Here is a 14029-nt window from a genome sequence, read left to right as displayed (position 1 = left end):
GACTACTTCCGTCCCAGCTCGGCCGCGATCTGCGCGGTCTTCGCCGGGTCGGGCCGCTGCACGCTCGCGATGGAGGAGCCGCGCGGACGCACCTCGATGAGCCCCTGCATCTCCTGGTGGAGCGCGCTGCAGAAGTTCGAGCAGTAGAACGGGACGATCCCCGGCTTCTCGGCCTTCCAGTGCATGGTCTTCGTCTCGCCCGGCTCGACCTGCATGTTGCAGTTCGACCAGAGGATGCCGAAGCCGTGGGCGATGTCGTCGTCCTGCTCGAGGTTGGTGACGTGGAAGTACACGTCGTCGCCCTCGTTCGCCACGACGATGTCGGGGGTGAAGTGCGTGCGCACCGCGAGCATGTACACGTCCACGCGATTGCCCTTGCGCTCGATGCGCGCGTCCTCGGCGCGCTTGATGGCGTCCGGATGACTGTTCTTCTCGAGCGGATAGATGGTGAAGGGCTTGAGCTTCTCGGCCCGGATCATCTGCGCGTAGTGCGGCTCGAGATAGGTCGGGAAGTCGTAGAGCAACTCCATCTTCGGCCCGCGCAGGTCAATGAGCTGGGCCGCCTCGGGATGCGTCGGGCCGACGCTCAGATAGCGGTCCTTCGACAGCTTGTCGAGCGCCACGACGTACTCGCCGGTGGGGTTGCGCGTGTCGCCTTCGGAGGCCATCAGATGGCCGATCGAGTAGTACACGTCGATTTTGTCCGTCACGTCCCACGGCGGACCGACCTTCCACTTCGCGATCTGCGAATCGAGGAACAGCGACGTGTACGCGTTGCCCTTGTCGTCGAACTGCGTGTGCAGCGGACCGAGCCCGACCGGAACCTTCGCCTCGAGGCAGTCGTCGAACTCGAGGACGGGCACGCCCATGCGCTCGCCGTCGAACTCCTTCTTCTCGATCGCCTTCATCATCTTCGCGAAGCTGTAGACGCTGACCTCCGCCTGCAGCTTGCCCGAGCAGCAGACGTACTCGCCGGTCGGATTCACGTCCACGCCGTGCGGACTCTTGGGCACCGGCACCAGGTAGACGATGCCCGGCACCTTCGCCGGGTCGAGCACGGGCGCGCCGTTGATCGTCGTCGCCTTGCCCTCGTCCACGGCCTTCTGCGCCGCGCGCCAGTCCACGGCGGCGAAGAAGTCCATCTCGTTCTGCGAAGCCTTGATCTCGAGCGAGTCGTACGCCATCTCGCTGTTGTAGCAGGTGAAGAAGGCCCAGCCGTGGCTCGGCCCCTTGCCGGCGTCCGCGAGATCCCAGTCGAACGGCGGCATGAGGATCTCGAAGCCCATGGACATCGTGCCGTCCTTCGGATCCACCTTGATCCCGGCGATGATGCCCCGGAAGTCCTTGCCGTAGTCCTGCACTCGGGCCGGGCGGTTCGGCACCGGAACCGAGAAGCGCGATGCCGCGAACACGTACTCGGTGTTCGGGGTCGGGAACGGACAGGCGTGGGCGGCCGAGAGGTTGGGGATCGGACCGTAGATCTGCTTCGTCTTGAAGTCGCCGAGGTCGATCCGGGCGATCCGGGCGCTGACCATGTCGTTGATGAACAGCCAGCGGCCGTCGTAGTTGCCGTCGGTTTCCGACAGCCCGGGGTGATGCGCGTCGCCCCATGTCCGCCCGCCGAGCATCGCCTTCGACTCCTCGTCGTATCCGTAGCCCACCGCGGGCTCGGGAGTGAAGACGGGAATGGTCGTGATGTGCCGGCACGACGGCATTCCATAGACGTAGACGTTGCCGTGATGCCCGCCGGAGAGGAATGCGTAGTACGCGTCGTGCTCACCGGGCTTCACGTAGGTCCTGCGGGCGGCGTCGCCGGAGGCGCCGCCCCCGCGGTTCGCCGCCATGCAACCCGCGGTCGCCGCGAGAATGCTCGCGACCGCCAGCGCCAGCTTCCAACGTTGCTTCATGGCCTCCCCCCTTGTCGGGATCCGGCAGGAGCCGGGGCCCGGACGGGCCCAGGCCTTCCCTGTCGGCCGGGAACTACTTGCCGTCCTTGTCGCGCTTCTTCAGGTACTCGACCACCTGCTTCGCTTCCGTTTCGGTCAGCCCCTGCTTGGGCATCTGCAGCGCGAATTGCGCGAACAGCGCGCGCGCGATGGGGTCCGTCTTGACCATCACGTCGGGGTGCAGAATCTGATTCTCCATCCAGGTGGCGGTGCGCTGCTTCGTCACGTCCTTGAGATCCGGCCCGGTCAGCTTCCTGCCCCATGCGTGGCAGGCCGTGCAGCCCTTGGTCGAGAAGAGCTTCTCTCCGGCGGCGGCCGCGGCGGCGTCCACCGGCGAGTCGGCCGCCCGCGGGCCGTCGTCGTAGAGCGACTTCGCGAGCAGCTTGCCCGCGGCGGGCGCCGGGCTGGCCGAGGCGGAGGAGGAACCCTGGTCCTCGGCCTTGCCGCCGCAGCCGGCGAGCACGACGAGGGCGGAAACAAGCAGGCAGGTTGCGTACCGGTTCATGAATGGAATCCTTTCAGTGTCCCTGCGGGGCACGTGAGTCCGGAGGTTCACGCATGAGCGTGTCGAGGCCGACCGTCAACGCCGCGATCTCCGCGCGCGAGAGCACGCGGGCGGCCACGTCGAAGACGACCGACTCCTCCCGGTGGATGTGGAGTCGGAGCAGGTCGGAGAGATCCCGGACGAGCACCTCGACCTGTTCGTCGCGGGCGCGTTCCCGGGGTCGGGAAAGTTGTTCGGCGAGCGCGGACAGCATCGCCCGCAACTCCGCGTGATCGGCCAGCAGCGGATCGATCGTGCTCGCCGCCCCCGGAAAGGCCGCGCGCAGCGCGGGGTAGAGCACCGAGTCCTCGGCCGCCATGTGCGTGGCGAACTGCCGCTCGAGGTGCGCGACCAGTTCGTTCAGCAGCCCGTCGTCGAGCGGGACCCGGCCCGAGCGGAACTCCGTCTCGAGCCGCGCGAGGCGCCCCAGCACGCGATCATGGTCTCGACGAAAGACCGCGAACGGGTCGTCGGAGCAGCGATCGTCCGGTCTCATGCGGACAACATCGCCCGTCCGCGCCACTGCGCGTATGACGCCCGTCATGCCGGCCGTGGATTCTCCGGTTCGGCGGCTCCGGGACGGGCCTGCACCGCGGCGGGCGGTTGCGCCGCCGGACGGGCGTGGGCGATGCTGCGCGAGCGAGAGCCCGGACCGGGTCCCGGGGGCCGAAGTCCGCTCCACGGCTCCACCTGGCGGACCGATCCGGGAGCCACAGTCCGGTCGTCACCCGAAACCACCCACTCCTGCACGCCAGGCACCGGCCGCGGGCCCGCCCTCCCGCTCAGCCGCTTCCGGAGAATCTCCTTGTCCGACCCGCGCATGGAGCGCATTCAAGCGGCCGTTCGCTCGCAGCCGATGTTTCGCGGCCTGCCGTCGGAGGACCAGCAGCGGATCGAGACGATGGCGACCCTGCGCGACCTGCACAAGGGCGACGTGCTGTGGACCGCGGGAGATCCGGCCGAGACCCTGACGCTGATCGTGAGCGGCCGCGTCAAGGTCGTGCGCCACGGAACCGGCGGAGACGTCATCCTCGAGATCTTCGGCCGCGGTGAGTCCGTCGGGGCGGTCGCGGTCTACAACCGCATGCCCTACCCGGCATCGGCGATCGTCATGGAGCCGACGGCGATCCTGTGCGTGCCCGCCGCGCACTGGTTCGATCTGCTCGAGCGTCACCCCGACCTGTCGCGCCGCCTGATCCTCCATCTCACCCGTCTCAACATGATGCTGGCGCGAAAGGTCGAGGAAATGCGCGGGCAGCGCGTCGAGGTGCGCATCGCGCAACTCTTCCTCGGGCTTGCCGAGCGTTCCGGCAGGGCGACCGCGGCGGGCACCGAGATCCCGGTGCCGCTCTCGCGCCAGGAGGTGGCCGAACTGGTCGGCACCACCGTCGAGTCGGCGATCCGCACGCTTTCGCGCTGGAACCGCGAGGGAGTGCTCGTCACCGGCGAGCGGCGGTTCCTGGTGCCGTCCCTGGAGCGACTCCGCTCGATCGCCGAAGGCCGCGGCGAGGAGTAACCCGCCCCGGCCGGCGCCGCGGCACGCAGCCGGGCGGGCCGAACGCGCCTGCTCAGCCGCGGGAGACTTCGGCCTCGCGGGCGGCGCCGACGGAGACGCTCGAGATCGGCACGCCGACCTCCGCCTCGATCGCTTCGAGGTAGGCGCGAGCCGCGGCCGGCAGGTCGGCCCAGCGACGGGCCGATTCGGTGCTGCGCTTCCAGCCCGCGAAACGCTTCCAGACCGGCCGGCAGCCGGCCAGCGTGCGCGCCGAGGCCGGATACTCCGCGAGTTCGCGCCCCTCGCACTCGTAGGCCGTGGCGACGAGGATCTCGTCGAAGTGGTCGAGAACGTCGAGCTTGGTCACGACGAGCGAGGTGAGGCCGTTGATCCGCGCCGCGTAGCGCAGCGCCGGCAGGTCGAGCCAGCCGCATCGGCGGGGCCTGCCGGTCGTGGCGCCGTACTCCTCGCCCGCCTCCCGCAGGCGGGCGGCTTCCTCCGCGGGCATCTCGCTCGGGAACGGACCCAGTCCGACGCGCGTCGCGTAGGCCTTGCTCACGCCCACGACCTCGTCCACCGCGGTCGGCCCGAGCCCGACGCCGAGCGGGGCGCCGGCGGCGCTCGCGGACGACGAGGTCACGTACGGGTAGGTGCCGTGGTCCACGTCGAGCAGCGTGCCCTGCGCTCCCTCGAGCAGTACGCGCCGGCCGGCGCGAAGCGCCGCGTGCAGCTCGGCCGGGACGTCGCAGACCAGCGGCTCCAGCCACGCGGCGACCTCCCGAAGGCCGTCGTGCAGCGCCGCGCCGCTCATCGCGGAAAGTTCGGTCGCGGCCTCCGGGAACTCACGGCGAAGCCGCGCGAGGTTGCCGTCCACCCGGCCGACGAACGTCGCGCGGTCGTACAGGTCGGCGACCCGCAGGCCGGTCCGCCCCGCCTTGTCGCGATAGGCGAAGCCGATACCGCGGCCGGTGGTCCCGATCGCTCCCGGCCCCTGCTCGGCCACCGCTTCGGCGGCGCGATGGTAGGGCAGGATGAGGTGCGCCGAGCCCGAGACGCCGAGCTGCGCGCGCGCCGGAATACCGAGCGACTCGAGCCGGGTCACTTCCTCGAACAGCCGGTCCGGGTCGATCACGACGCCGTTGCCGATCAGGCAGCGCCGGCCCGGGTTGAGGATGCCCGAGGGGACCAGGTGCAGCACCAGCGTCTCGCCGTGATGGATGACGCTGTGCCCCGCGTTGGGGCCGCCCTGGTAGCGGGCCACGATGTCCGCGCGGGCGCTCAGCGCATCGACGATCTTGCCCTTGCCTTCGTCGCCCCACTGGGCGCCCACCACCACCGTGCACGGCATCGAGACCCTCCCGGAGTCCGGAGCGACGCGGCAAGGTAGCGGAGCGTGGGTGGGGTGTCCAACGCGGGACGCGCGCTCAGCGCTCCTCGACGCCGGGCACGACGACCGGATTGCCCCGAAGCTCGAGCACGCTCGAGAGGAAACCGGCCGCGATCAGCTGGACGCCGACGACCAGAGCGGTCGCGCTCGGCACGATGACGCGCATCATGACGGCGATGTCGAGATCGCCGAAGGCACGCCGGGCCCAGACGTAGGCCGAAACCGCGACCCCCGCGAGTCCCAATACGACCAGCACTCCCCCGAGCAGGACCGCCCGTTCCAGCGACTTCGCCTTCAGGAAGCGCTCGAATCGCTCGCTCGACGGCAGCACGCCCTGCGCGGTCGCGTGCTGGTTCGCGAGCAGGAACGACAGCACGGTCTGGCTGCCGATGGTGATCAACGCTCCGGCCAGGATCAGCGAGTGGACGTCCAGGCGGACACCGAGAACGCGCACCGGGTGCCAGACGATCAGGCTCATGAGCAGTCCGCCGAGGATGAGCAACGCCAGTCCGGGGTAGAGGAACAGCCAGCGGGGACTGTACAGCAGCATGAAACGCAGCTGCCGCCAGCCGTCATGAAACGTGCGCAGGTGCGGGCGGCGGCTGCGTCCGTCCGGGCGAAGGATCGTCGGGACCTCCGTGATGCGCAGTCCCTCGAGGCTGGCTTTCGCGACCATTTCGATCGCGAACTCCATGCCCATCGAACTGAGGCCCAGCCCCAGGACCGCGTCCCGTCGGCAGCCGCGGATGCCGCAGTTGACGTCGCCGATGGGCGCGGCGAAGAACGTGCGTCCGAGCAGCGTCATCATCGGATTGCCGGGAAAACGATGAAGCGGCGGCATGGCTCCCGGACGGATGCCGCCACGGAAGCGGTTGCCCATCACCAGGTCGAAACCCTCGCGAAGCTTCGCGACGAACGCCGGCAGGCTCGACACGTCGTAGCTCCCGTCGGAGTCCGCGAGCACGACGAACCGGCCGCGCGCGGCCATGAGCCCGGCGGTCAGCCCGGTGCCGTAACCACGCCGCGGCACGTCCGGAAACCAGTCCACCACGTGGATCACGCGCGCCCCCGCGGCCCTCGCCAGTTCCGGCGAGCCATCCGTGCTGCCGTTGTCGGCGACCAGCACCTCTCCTTCGAGGCCGTGCTCGGCGAACTGCCGCGTCACTTCGCCGATACAGGCCGCCACCGTCTCCGCCTCGTTCAGGCATGGAAATAGGAACGTGAGTTCGAGGTCGGAGGGCTGAATGGGGGGGGCGGAGGCCGTGCGCATGCCGCACCATGATGGCCGGTGCTTCGCGGGAGCGTCAAGAGTTGCAGATTGCACGATCGCCCCGCCCGGCCACGGCGCGCCGGGTCGAGCGCGGCGACAGGACCATTCCCCACGCTTGCGCGATGAGGGTAGAATCTTCGGCGGTCCCTGACCCGGAGCGTCCATGAAGACGGTGATTCTCGCGGGCGGCCTCGGCACCCGTTTCGCGGAAGAAACGGACATCCTGCCCAAGCCGATGATCGAGATCGGCGGCCGCCCGATCCTGTGGCACATCATGAAGATCTACGCCCACTTCGGGCACAGCGAGTTCGTCGTCGCGCTCGGCTACCGCGGCGACGTGATCAAGCGCTGGTTCCTCGATCACGCGCGCCTCGAGAGCGATTTCCGGATCGACCTGTCCCGCGGACAGGTCACCGAGTACTCGGCGACCCGCGACGACTTCACCGTCCACCTGATGGACACGGGCCCCGAGACGATGACCGGAGGTCGTTTGCTGCGGCTCGCGCCGCTGCTGCGCGACGGCACGTTCATGATGACCTATGGGGACGGCGTCTCGGGCCTCGACATCCGCCGCCTGCTCGAGTTTCACCGGCGGCACGGCAAGCTCGCCACGCTCACAGCGGTGCGGCCGCCGGCCCGTTTCGGGCGGCTCGAGTTCGAGGGTGACGCGATCGCCCGCTTCGACGAGAAGCCACAGATCGGCGAAGGCTGGATCAACGGCGGGTTCTTCGTGCTCGAGCCCGGCGTGTTCGATTACCTCGAGGGCGACGACACGGTCTGGGAGCGCGCCCCGCTGGAGCGGCTCGCGGCCGATGGCCAGCTGATGGCCTACCGCTGCGAGGAGTTCTGGCAGTGCATGGACACGCTGCGCGACAAGCGCACGCTCAACCAGTTGTGGGCCGAGGGGAATGCGCCATGGGCCGTGTGGAAATGAGCGGCGTCCCGGGGGATTCGACCGCGTGGAAGGACCGCACGGTCCTCGTCACGGGCGCGACCGGACTCATCGGCTCGTGGCTCGTGAAGGACCTGCTGGCGCAGGGAGCGCGTGTCGTCGTGTTCGTGCTGGATGCGGACCCGCATTCCGAACTGCTGCGCAGCGGCGACCTCTCGCGCTGTCACGTCGTGAACGGGGATCTCGCGGATTTCGCGGCGCTCGAGCGCGGGGTCAACCTGCACGACGCGGACACGGTGTTTCACCTCGGCGCGCAGACGCTCGTGGAGGTCGCGCATCGCTGGCCGCTGGCGACGTTCGAGTCGAACCTCCGCGGGACGTACAACCTGCTGGAGGTCTGCCGGCTGCATTCGGGGCTGGTGCGCCGCGTCGTCGTCGCCTCGAGCGACAAGGCGTACGGCGCGCGGCCCGACCTGCCCTACCGGGAGGACATGCCGCTGGCGGGCCATCACCCCTACGAGGTCTCGAAGACCTGCACCGACCTGCTCGCGCAGACCTACGCCCAAACGTACGGGCTGCCCGTCACCATCGCCCGGTTCGGAAACGTCTACGGCGGAGGCGACCTCAATTGGAGTCGCATCGTTCCCGAAACGGTCCGCGCGCTGCTGGAAGGCCGGCGACCGGTGCTGCGCAGCGACGGCACCTTCATCCGTGACTACGTCTACGTGAAGGACGTGGCGCGCGCCTACCTGCGCATGGCCGAATGCATGGACCGGCCGGACGTGCGCGGCGAGGCGTTCAACTTCAGCGGCGAGAAGCCGACTTCGGTGCTGGAACTGGTCGCCACCCTCCGCCGGCTCATGGGCCGCGAGGATCTCGAGCCCGAGATCCGTAACACGGCCCGGGGCGAGATCAAGGACCAGCACCTCTCGGCCGCCAAGGCGCGCGAGCGCCTCGGCTGGACCCCTGCGTGGACGCTCGAGGCGGGCCTGCTCGAGACCATCCGCTGGTACAGGGATTTTCTCGGGAAGTGAGCGGATGAGCGGCGACGCCGCGCTCGGCGGCCGGGAGATCCTCGTCACCGGCGGGGCTGGCTTCGTCGGCTCGCACCTGGTGCGCCGCCTGGTGCGCGACGGCGCCCGCGTCACCGTGCTGACCCAGCCGGGAGCGCCGATCGCAGCGCTCGCCGAAGTGGCCGGCCGGGTCACGCTGGTGGAGGGCGATCTCGTCGAGTCGGCCTCGCTCGAGCAGGCGATCGGGCTCCTCGCGCCCGAAGTCGTCTTCCACCTCGCGGCATGGACGGGCGGGCGAAGCCGTCCGGACGACCCCGGGGCCTGGCGACTCAGCCTGCGCGTCAACCTGGAAGGCACGCTCAACCTGCTCGTGTCGCTGGCGGCGGGCCGCACCCGGCCGAAGCGCATCGTGCGAACCGGCGGCATGGAGGAGTACGGCGCGGGACCGGCTCCGTTCCGGGAGGAGCAGCGGGAGCACGCGGTCTCCCCCTACTCCGCCAGCCAGGTCGCGGCGACCCAGGTCGCGCATGCGCTCGCGGCCCAGTGGAACCTGCCGCTGGTCACGCTGCGTCCGGCCCTCGTGTACGGCCCCGGGCAGGACGAGAGCTTCTTTCTGCCCTCGCTCGTGCGCGCGTGCGTCGAGGGTCGGGACTTCGCGATGACCTCGGGCGAGCAGGCCGTGGATTTCGTGTTCGTGGACGACGTCGTCGAAGCGCTGATCGCGAGCGCCACGCGTGACGGCGTCGAGGGGGAAATCCTCAACGCGGGCTCGGGACGCGAGATCACGCTCCGCGACCTCGCCGAACGCGTGCGGGCCCTGTCGGGCTCGCGCGCCCGGCTGCTCTTCGGCGCGAGGCCCGAGCGGGCGGGCGAGGCCTCCCACCGGTGGATGGACTCACGCCGCGCCGCGCGGCTGCTGGAATGGTCCGCGCGCACGAAACTCGACGAGGGCCTGCGCCGCCTCATCGCGGCCGCGCGAGCCTGAGCGCGCCGCCCGCGCGGGCGCCGGGCTACCTCCCGCCCGCCAGCGCCTCGATCACGATCTGCGCGGCGTCCGTGCCGGCGCGCCGCTGGGCTTCGGCCGTGGAGGCCCCCAGGTGCGGCAGCGGCAGGAAGTTCGGCAGCGCCAGCAGCGGGTGCTCGGCGGGCGGGGGCTCGGTGGCGAACACGTCGGAGGCGGCCGCGCGGATCGTGCCCGCGACGAGCGCCGCGTGCAGGTCGGGTTCGTTCACGACCCCGCCGCGCGCGCAGTTGACGAGCACCGCGTCCTTCTTCATGAGCGCGAACTCGCGCGCCCCGATCGAGTCGCGCGTGCCCTCCATGAGCGGCACGTGCAGCGTCACGATGTCGGCGGATCGGAAGACCTCGTCGCGCTGAAGCTCGCGCACCCAGCCGAAGCCTTCGGACGTGGTTCCGTGCTTGGGATCGTGCGAGACGACCGTGAGGTCGAAGGCGCGCGCGCGCGTCGCGACTTCGCGGCCGATCCGGCCGAAGCCGAGAATGCCGAGCGTGCGTCCCGACAGCTCGCGGCCCTGGTACTTCGACTTTTCCCACACGCCGCGCCGCAGGTCGCCCGCCGCCGGCACGAGATGACGCTCAAGCGCGAGCAGCAGGCCGAACACCAGCTCGGCCACCGAGACGGAGTTGGCGTTCGGCGTGTTGAAGACCCGCACCCCGCACGCCTCCGCCGCGGCGCGGTCCACGTTGTCGAGGCCGGAGCCCGCACGCACCACCACGCGCAGGCCCGGGCTGGCGCGCAGGACGTCGCCCGTCACCTTGGTCGCGCCGCGCACGATCAGGCCGCTGACGCCCGCGAGCGCGGCGACGAGGGCCTCGCCCTTCAGGGCGCTGGCCTCGGCCACCTCGTGGCCGGCGGCGCGGAGCATGGCGATCGCGGCCGGGTCCACCCGGTCGCAGGCCAGGACCTTCACGCGTTCTCCCAGCCGCGTCGTGCCGCCTCGATGGCGCCACCGGCCCTGTGGCCCGCCGCGTTCACGCACTCCTCGAGGGCGCCCAGCACCACGTAGATGTCGGAGAGGTCGTAGGCGCCCATGTGACCGATGCGGAGCATCTTGCCCTTCATGTGATCCTGCCCGCCGGCGACGGTGATGCCGTGAACCTCGCGCAGCCTCTTGACGATCCCGGAGGCGTCCACGCCCGCCGGCGGCTCGATCGCGGTCACGCCGTGCGCCGGGCTCTTCGAGAAGAGCGTGCAGCCGAGCGCGCGCGCTCCGGCCTGCGTCGCCGCCGCCAGTCGCGCGTGGCGCCGGTGCACGGCGTCGAGCCCCTCCTCCTTCATCATCGTGATCGCCTCGCCGACGGCGAAGGTCAGGCTCACCGCGGGCGTGAACGGCGTCTCGCCGGCGGGCAGGTTCTTGCGCGCCTTGCGCAGATCCCAGTAGAAGCGCGGCAGGCGTTCGCCCTCGATCGCGTCGAGCGCCCATGGGGCGAGGCTCACGGTCGCGATGCCGGGGGGCGACATCAGGCCCTTCTGCGACCCCGTCACGATCACGTCCACACCCCAGGCGTCCTGCGGCAGCGGGTGCACGCCGACGCCGGTGATCGCGTCCACGACCAGTCGCCGGCCGCGTGCGCGCGTGACCTTCGCGAGCGCCTCCACGTCGTTGAGCGTCGCGGTCGAGGTCTCGCTCTGCGTGCCGAACACCGTCGTGATCGCCGCGTCGGCGTCGAGGCGCCGGGCGACCTCGGCCGGGTCCACGGCGTGTCCCCAGGGCACCTCCACCACGTCGCAGCCGACGCCGTAGGCCTTGCACAGGTTCGCCCAGCGCTCGCCGAACTTGCCGCCGACGATGACCAGCGCGCGGTCCTTCGGGCCGAGCAGGTTGACGACGCACGCCTCCATCGCCCCGGTGCCCGAGGCCGCCAGCATCAGCACCTCGCCCGCGGTCTGGTGCAGCCACTTCAGATCCTCGCTGACCTTCTTGAAGGTCGCGCGGAAGGCGTCCGTGCGATGGTGCGGCGGCACCTGCGAGAGGGCGCGCAGGATGCGCGCGGGAATCTCGACCGGGCCGGGCGTGAACAGGCGCGCGCGCGTATGGGTCCGGGTCGTCGCGGCGGTGGGCGTGGCGGTCATGGAGCGTCGGTCCTCTCGTCTCAGTGGGCGTAGTTCGCGGCCGGGTCGGCGTCCGCGGGGGGAGCGTCAGCGGAGGGCGTCGTGCGCTCGAGCGCGTGCTCGAGCACCTGGTCCATCGTCTCGACGAACACGAACGACAGGTCGGCGCGCACTTCCTCGGGGATCTCGGAGAAGTCCTTCTCGTTCGCCTTCGGCACCAGCACGGTCCTGATTCCGGCGCGCCGCGCGGCGACGACCTTCTCGTTGAGTCCGCCGATCGGCAGGACGGTGCCGCGCAGCGTGATTTCTCCGGTCATCGCGACGTCGGCCCGGGTCGGAGCGCCGGTCAGGGCCGAGATGAGCGCCGTGGCGATCGTGATGCCCGCCGACGGACCGTCCTTCGGCATCGCTCCCTCGGGCACGTGCACGTGCACGTCGATGTCCTTGTGGAACCAGCGGTCGAGGCCAAGCTGCGCCGCGCGCGCGCGCGCGTAGCTCATCGCCGCCTGCCCGGATTCGCGCATGACGTCGCCGAGCTTGCCGGTCAGCAGCAGGTCGCCCTTGCCGGGCAGGATGCTGGCCTCGATCGTCAGCAGGTCCCCGCCGGTCTCGGTCCAGGCGAGGCCGTTCGCGACGCCGACACGAGACGCCCGCTCCACCGAGGTGTCCACCCAGCGGCGCGGTCCGAGCAGCTTCGCGAGCTGATCCGCGCCGATCCGCACGCGCTTCTTCAGCCCGCCCTCGGCCTTCTTCTTGGCGACCTTGCGGCACAGCGACGAAATCTCGCGCTCCAGGTTCCGCACGCCCGCCTCGCGCGTGTAGCCGCTCACCAGCTCGGCCAGCGCCCCGTCCTCGATCTCGAGATCGCTCTCGACGAGGCCCGCCGCGGCGCGCTGCTTGGGCACGAGGAAGCGCCGGGCGATCTCGACCTTCTCGGTCTCGAGATAGCCGGGCAGGCGAATGACCTCCATGCGGTCCACGAGCGCGGGCGGAATCGAGTAGAGCGAGTTGGCGGTGCAGATGAACATGACCTGCGAGAGGTCGAAGTCCACTTCGAGGTAGTGATCCTGGAACGTGTGGTTCTGCTCCGGGTCGAGCACCTCGAGCAGCGCCGCCGCCGGATCGCCGCGCCAGTCCGCGCCGAGCTTGTCGATCTCGTCGAGCAGGAAGACGGGATTGCGGGTCTCCGCCCGGCGCAGGCTCTGCAGGATCCGGCCGGGCATGGAGCCGATGTACGTGCGCCGATGGCCGCGAATCTCGGCCTCGTCACGCACACCGCCGAGCGCCACGCGCACGAAGCGCCGGCCGAGAGCGCGCGCGATGGACTTGCCGAGCGAAGTCTTGCCCACGCCCGGTGGGCCCACGAAGCACAGGATCGGCGCCTTGTTCTGCCGGGTGAGCTTGAGCACCGACAGGTACTCGACGATCCGTTCCTTGACCTTCTTGAGTCCGAAGTGGTCCTGGTCCAGCACCTGCTCCGCGTTCGCGATGTCGAGGTTGTCCTTCGTCGCGCGCCGCCACGGCAGGCCGACGAGCCAGTCGATGTAGCCGCGCACGACGGTGGCCTCGGGCGACATGAAGCTCATGCGCGTCAGGCGTTCGAGCTCCTTGACGGCGCGCGCCCGCACCTCGCGCGGCATCTTCGCCTTGCGAATGGCCTCGCCCAGCTCGTCCATCTCGCTCGCGAACTCGTTCTGGTGCCCGAGCTCCTTGCGGATCGCCTTGAGCTGCTCGTTGAGATAGAACTCCTTCTGGTTCTTGTGCACCTGCGAACGCACCTGTCCCTCGAGCTTGCGCTCGAGGCGCACGATTTCGAGCTCGCTGGCCAGCGTTTCCGACAGCATGCGCAGGCGGGCCACGGTGCCGCCGGCCTCGAGCAGCTGCTGCTTGGCGGGGACCTTGACGAGCAGGTGCGAGGCGATCGTCAGCGCGAGCTGGACCGGATCCACCAGCGCGGCCGTCGTCGTCAGCACCTCGTCGGGAATGCGGCGATTGAGGTGCACGTAGTCCTGGAAGAGCTGGAGCGCGTTGCGCTGCAGCGCCTCGACCTCGGGCCCCGGCGGCACGGCGTCGTCGAGCAGCGCGATGTCCACCGTGTAGAAGTCGTTCGCCCACAGGAACTGCCCGATCTGCGCGCGCGCAAGGCCCTCGACCAGCACGCGCATGCTCCCGTCGGGAAGCCTGAAGAGCTGCAGGATGCGCACCACCGTGCCCACGCGATGGAGCTCGTCCTGCTGCGGGTCGGCGACCTCGCTGCGGCGCTGGGCGGTCACGAACAGGATCCGGTCGCGCGCCGCCGCCTTCTCGATCGCGTTGATCGAAGGCAGCCGCCCGACCAGCAGCGGGATGGTCATGAACGGGAACACGACCACGTCCCGCAGCGGCAGCAGCGGCAGGTGCGAGGAGAAC

At 70.2% G+C, this 14029-nt stretch carries 12 protein-coding genes; 4 read left to right on the top strand and 8 right to left on the bottom strand.

What is annotated here, in order from left to right; all coding sequences use genetic code 11:
• Nucleotides 1–2: 2 nt before the first annotated feature.
• The 3 genes from nosZ to IT347_13395 all read right to left on the bottom strand — a co-directional run bounded on the left by nosZ (nucleotide 3) and on the right by IT347_13395 (nucleotide 2986).
• Complete coding sequence (nosZ, locus tag IT347_13405; protein ID MCC6350577.1) at nucleotides 3–1907, bottom strand: Sec-dependent nitrous-oxide reductase; 1905 nt, start codon at nucleotides 1905–1907, stop codon at nucleotides 3–5.
• A 73-nt stretch (nucleotides 1908–1980) separates the two neighbouring features.
• Nucleotides 1981–2451 carry a cytochrome c gene (locus IT347_13400; GenBank protein MCC6350576.1) on the bottom strand — a complete coding sequence of 157 codons (471 nt, stop codon included), beginning with the start codon at nucleotides 2449–2451 and terminating at the stop codon, nucleotides 1981–1983.
• A 13-nt stretch (nucleotides 2452–2464) separates the two neighbouring features.
• The gene (locus IT347_13395) at nucleotides 2465–2986 is read right to left on the bottom strand and encodes a hemerythrin domain-containing protein (protein ID MCC6350575.1); all 522 of its coding nucleotides are present in this window, start codon (nucleotides 2984–2986) and stop codon (nucleotides 2465–2467) included.
• A 309-nt stretch (nucleotides 2987–3295) separates the two neighbouring features.
• On the opposite strand from IT347_13395, the gene IT347_13390 reads away from it, so the two are divergent.
• On the top strand, nucleotides 3296–4006 hold the full coding sequence (locus tag IT347_13390) for a Crp/Fnr family transcriptional regulator (protein MCC6350574.1): 711 nt from the start codon (nucleotides 3296–3298) through the stop codon (nucleotides 4004–4006).
• Between the two features lie 52 nt (nucleotides 4007–4058).
• Here the strand turns inward: IT347_13390 and IT347_13385 are convergent, their stop codons facing one another.
• Nucleotides 4059–5333, bottom strand: a complete 1275-nt coding sequence (locus IT347_13385; GenBank protein MCC6350573.1) for an adenylosuccinate synthase — start codon at nucleotides 5331–5333, stop codon at nucleotides 4059–4061.
• Nucleotides 5334–5409: 76 nt separating this feature from the next.
• Complete coding sequence (locus IT347_13380) at nucleotides 5410–6642, bottom strand: glycosyltransferase family 2 protein (GenBank protein ID MCC6350572.1); 1233 nt, start codon at nucleotides 6640–6642, stop codon at nucleotides 5410–5412.
• 163 nt (nucleotides 6643–6805) lie between these two features.
• Between IT347_13380 and rfbF the strand changes: the two genes are divergently transcribed.
• From rfbF to IT347_13365, 3 genes are read left to right on the top strand one after another with little or no spacing between them, the layout of a single operon-like run.
• Nucleotides 6806–7576 (top strand): glucose-1-phosphate cytidylyltransferase, encoded by a 771-nt coding sequence (gene rfbF, locus IT347_13375; protein ID MCC6350571.1) that lies wholly within the window; start codon nucleotides 6806–6808, stop codon nucleotides 7574–7576.
• Nucleotides 7573–8568, top strand: coding sequence for an NAD-dependent epimerase/dehydratase family protein (locus tag IT347_13370; protein MCC6350570.1), 996 nt, complete (start codon nucleotides 7573–7575; stop codon nucleotides 8566–8568). Before rfbF ends, IT347_13370 begins: the two co-directional genes overlap by 4 nt.
• Before the next feature lie 4 nt (nucleotides 8569–8572).
• Complete coding sequence (locus tag IT347_13365) at nucleotides 8573–9532, top strand: NAD-dependent epimerase/dehydratase family protein (GenBank protein MCC6350569.1); 960 nt, start codon at nucleotides 8573–8575, stop codon at nucleotides 9530–9532.
• Nucleotides 9533–9557: 25 nt separating this feature from the next.
• Here the strand turns inward: IT347_13365 and IT347_13360 are convergent, their stop codons facing one another.
• The 3 genes from IT347_13360 to lon are packed head-to-tail and all read right to left on the bottom strand — an operon-like array spanning nucleotide 9558 to nucleotide 13974.
• Complete coding sequence (locus tag IT347_13360) at nucleotides 9558–10478, bottom strand: hydroxyacid dehydrogenase (GenBank protein ID MCC6350568.1); 921 nt, start codon at nucleotides 10476–10478, stop codon at nucleotides 9558–9560.
• Nucleotides 10475–11641, bottom strand: a complete 1167-nt coding sequence (locus IT347_13355; protein MCC6350567.1) for an alanine--glyoxylate aminotransferase family protein — start codon at nucleotides 11639–11641, stop codon at nucleotides 10475–10477. The genes IT347_13360 and IT347_13355 overlap by 4 nt, the downstream gene beginning before the upstream one ends.
• 20 nt (nucleotides 11642–11661) lie before the next feature.
• Entirely contained in the window at nucleotides 11662–13974 is a 2313-nt protein-coding gene (lon, locus tag IT347_13350; GenBank protein MCC6350566.1) for an endopeptidase La, read from the bottom strand.
• Nucleotides 13975–14029 lie beyond the last annotated feature (55 nt).

The organism is Candidatus Eisenbacteria bacterium (assembly GCA_020847735.1).
GTDB lineage: Bacteria > Eisenbacteria > RBG-16-71-46 > RBG-16-71-46 > RBG-16-71-46 > CAIXRL01.
This window is presented reverse-complemented; position numbering and strand designations above follow the sequence as displayed.

Excerpts from the sequence above, each read along its gene's own strand:
- nosZ (MCC6350577.1), bottom strand. The coding sequence starts at position 1,907 with ATGAAGCAACGTTGGAAGCTGGCGCTGGCGGTCGCGAGCATTCTCGCG.
- IT347_13400 (MCC6350576.1), bottom strand. The coding sequence starts at position 2,451 with ATGAACCGGTACGCAACCTGCCTGCTTGTTTCCGCCCTCGTCGTGCTC.
- IT347_13395 (MCC6350575.1), bottom strand. The coding sequence starts at position 2,986 with ATGAGACCGGACGATCGCTGCTCCGACGACCCGTTCGCGGTCTTTCGT.
- IT347_13385 (MCC6350573.1), bottom strand. The coding sequence starts at position 5,333 with ATGCCGTGCACGGTGGTGGTGGGCGCCCAGTGGGGCGACGAAGGCAAG.
- IT347_13380 (MCC6350572.1), bottom strand. The coding sequence starts at position 6,642 with ATGCGCACGGCCTCCGCCCCCCCCATTCAGCCCTCCGACCTCGAACTC.
- rfbF (MCC6350571.1), top strand. The coding sequence starts at position 6,806 with ATGAAGACGGTGATTCTCGCGGGCGGCCTCGGCACCCGTTTCGCGGAA.
- IT347_13370 (MCC6350570.1), top strand. The coding sequence starts at position 7,573 with ATGAGCGGCGTCCCGGGGGATTCGACCGCGTGGAAGGACCGCACGGTC.
- IT347_13365 (MCC6350569.1), top strand. The coding sequence starts at position 8,573 with ATGAGCGGCGACGCCGCGCTCGGCGGCCGGGAGATCCTCGTCACCGGC.
- IT347_13355 (MCC6350567.1), bottom strand. The coding sequence starts at position 11,641 with ATGACCGCCACGCCCACCGCCGCGACGACCCGGACCCATACGCGCGCG.
- lon (MCC6350566.1), bottom strand. The coding sequence starts at position 13,974 with ATGACCATCCCGCTGCTGGTCGGGCGGCTGCCTTCGATCAACGCGATC.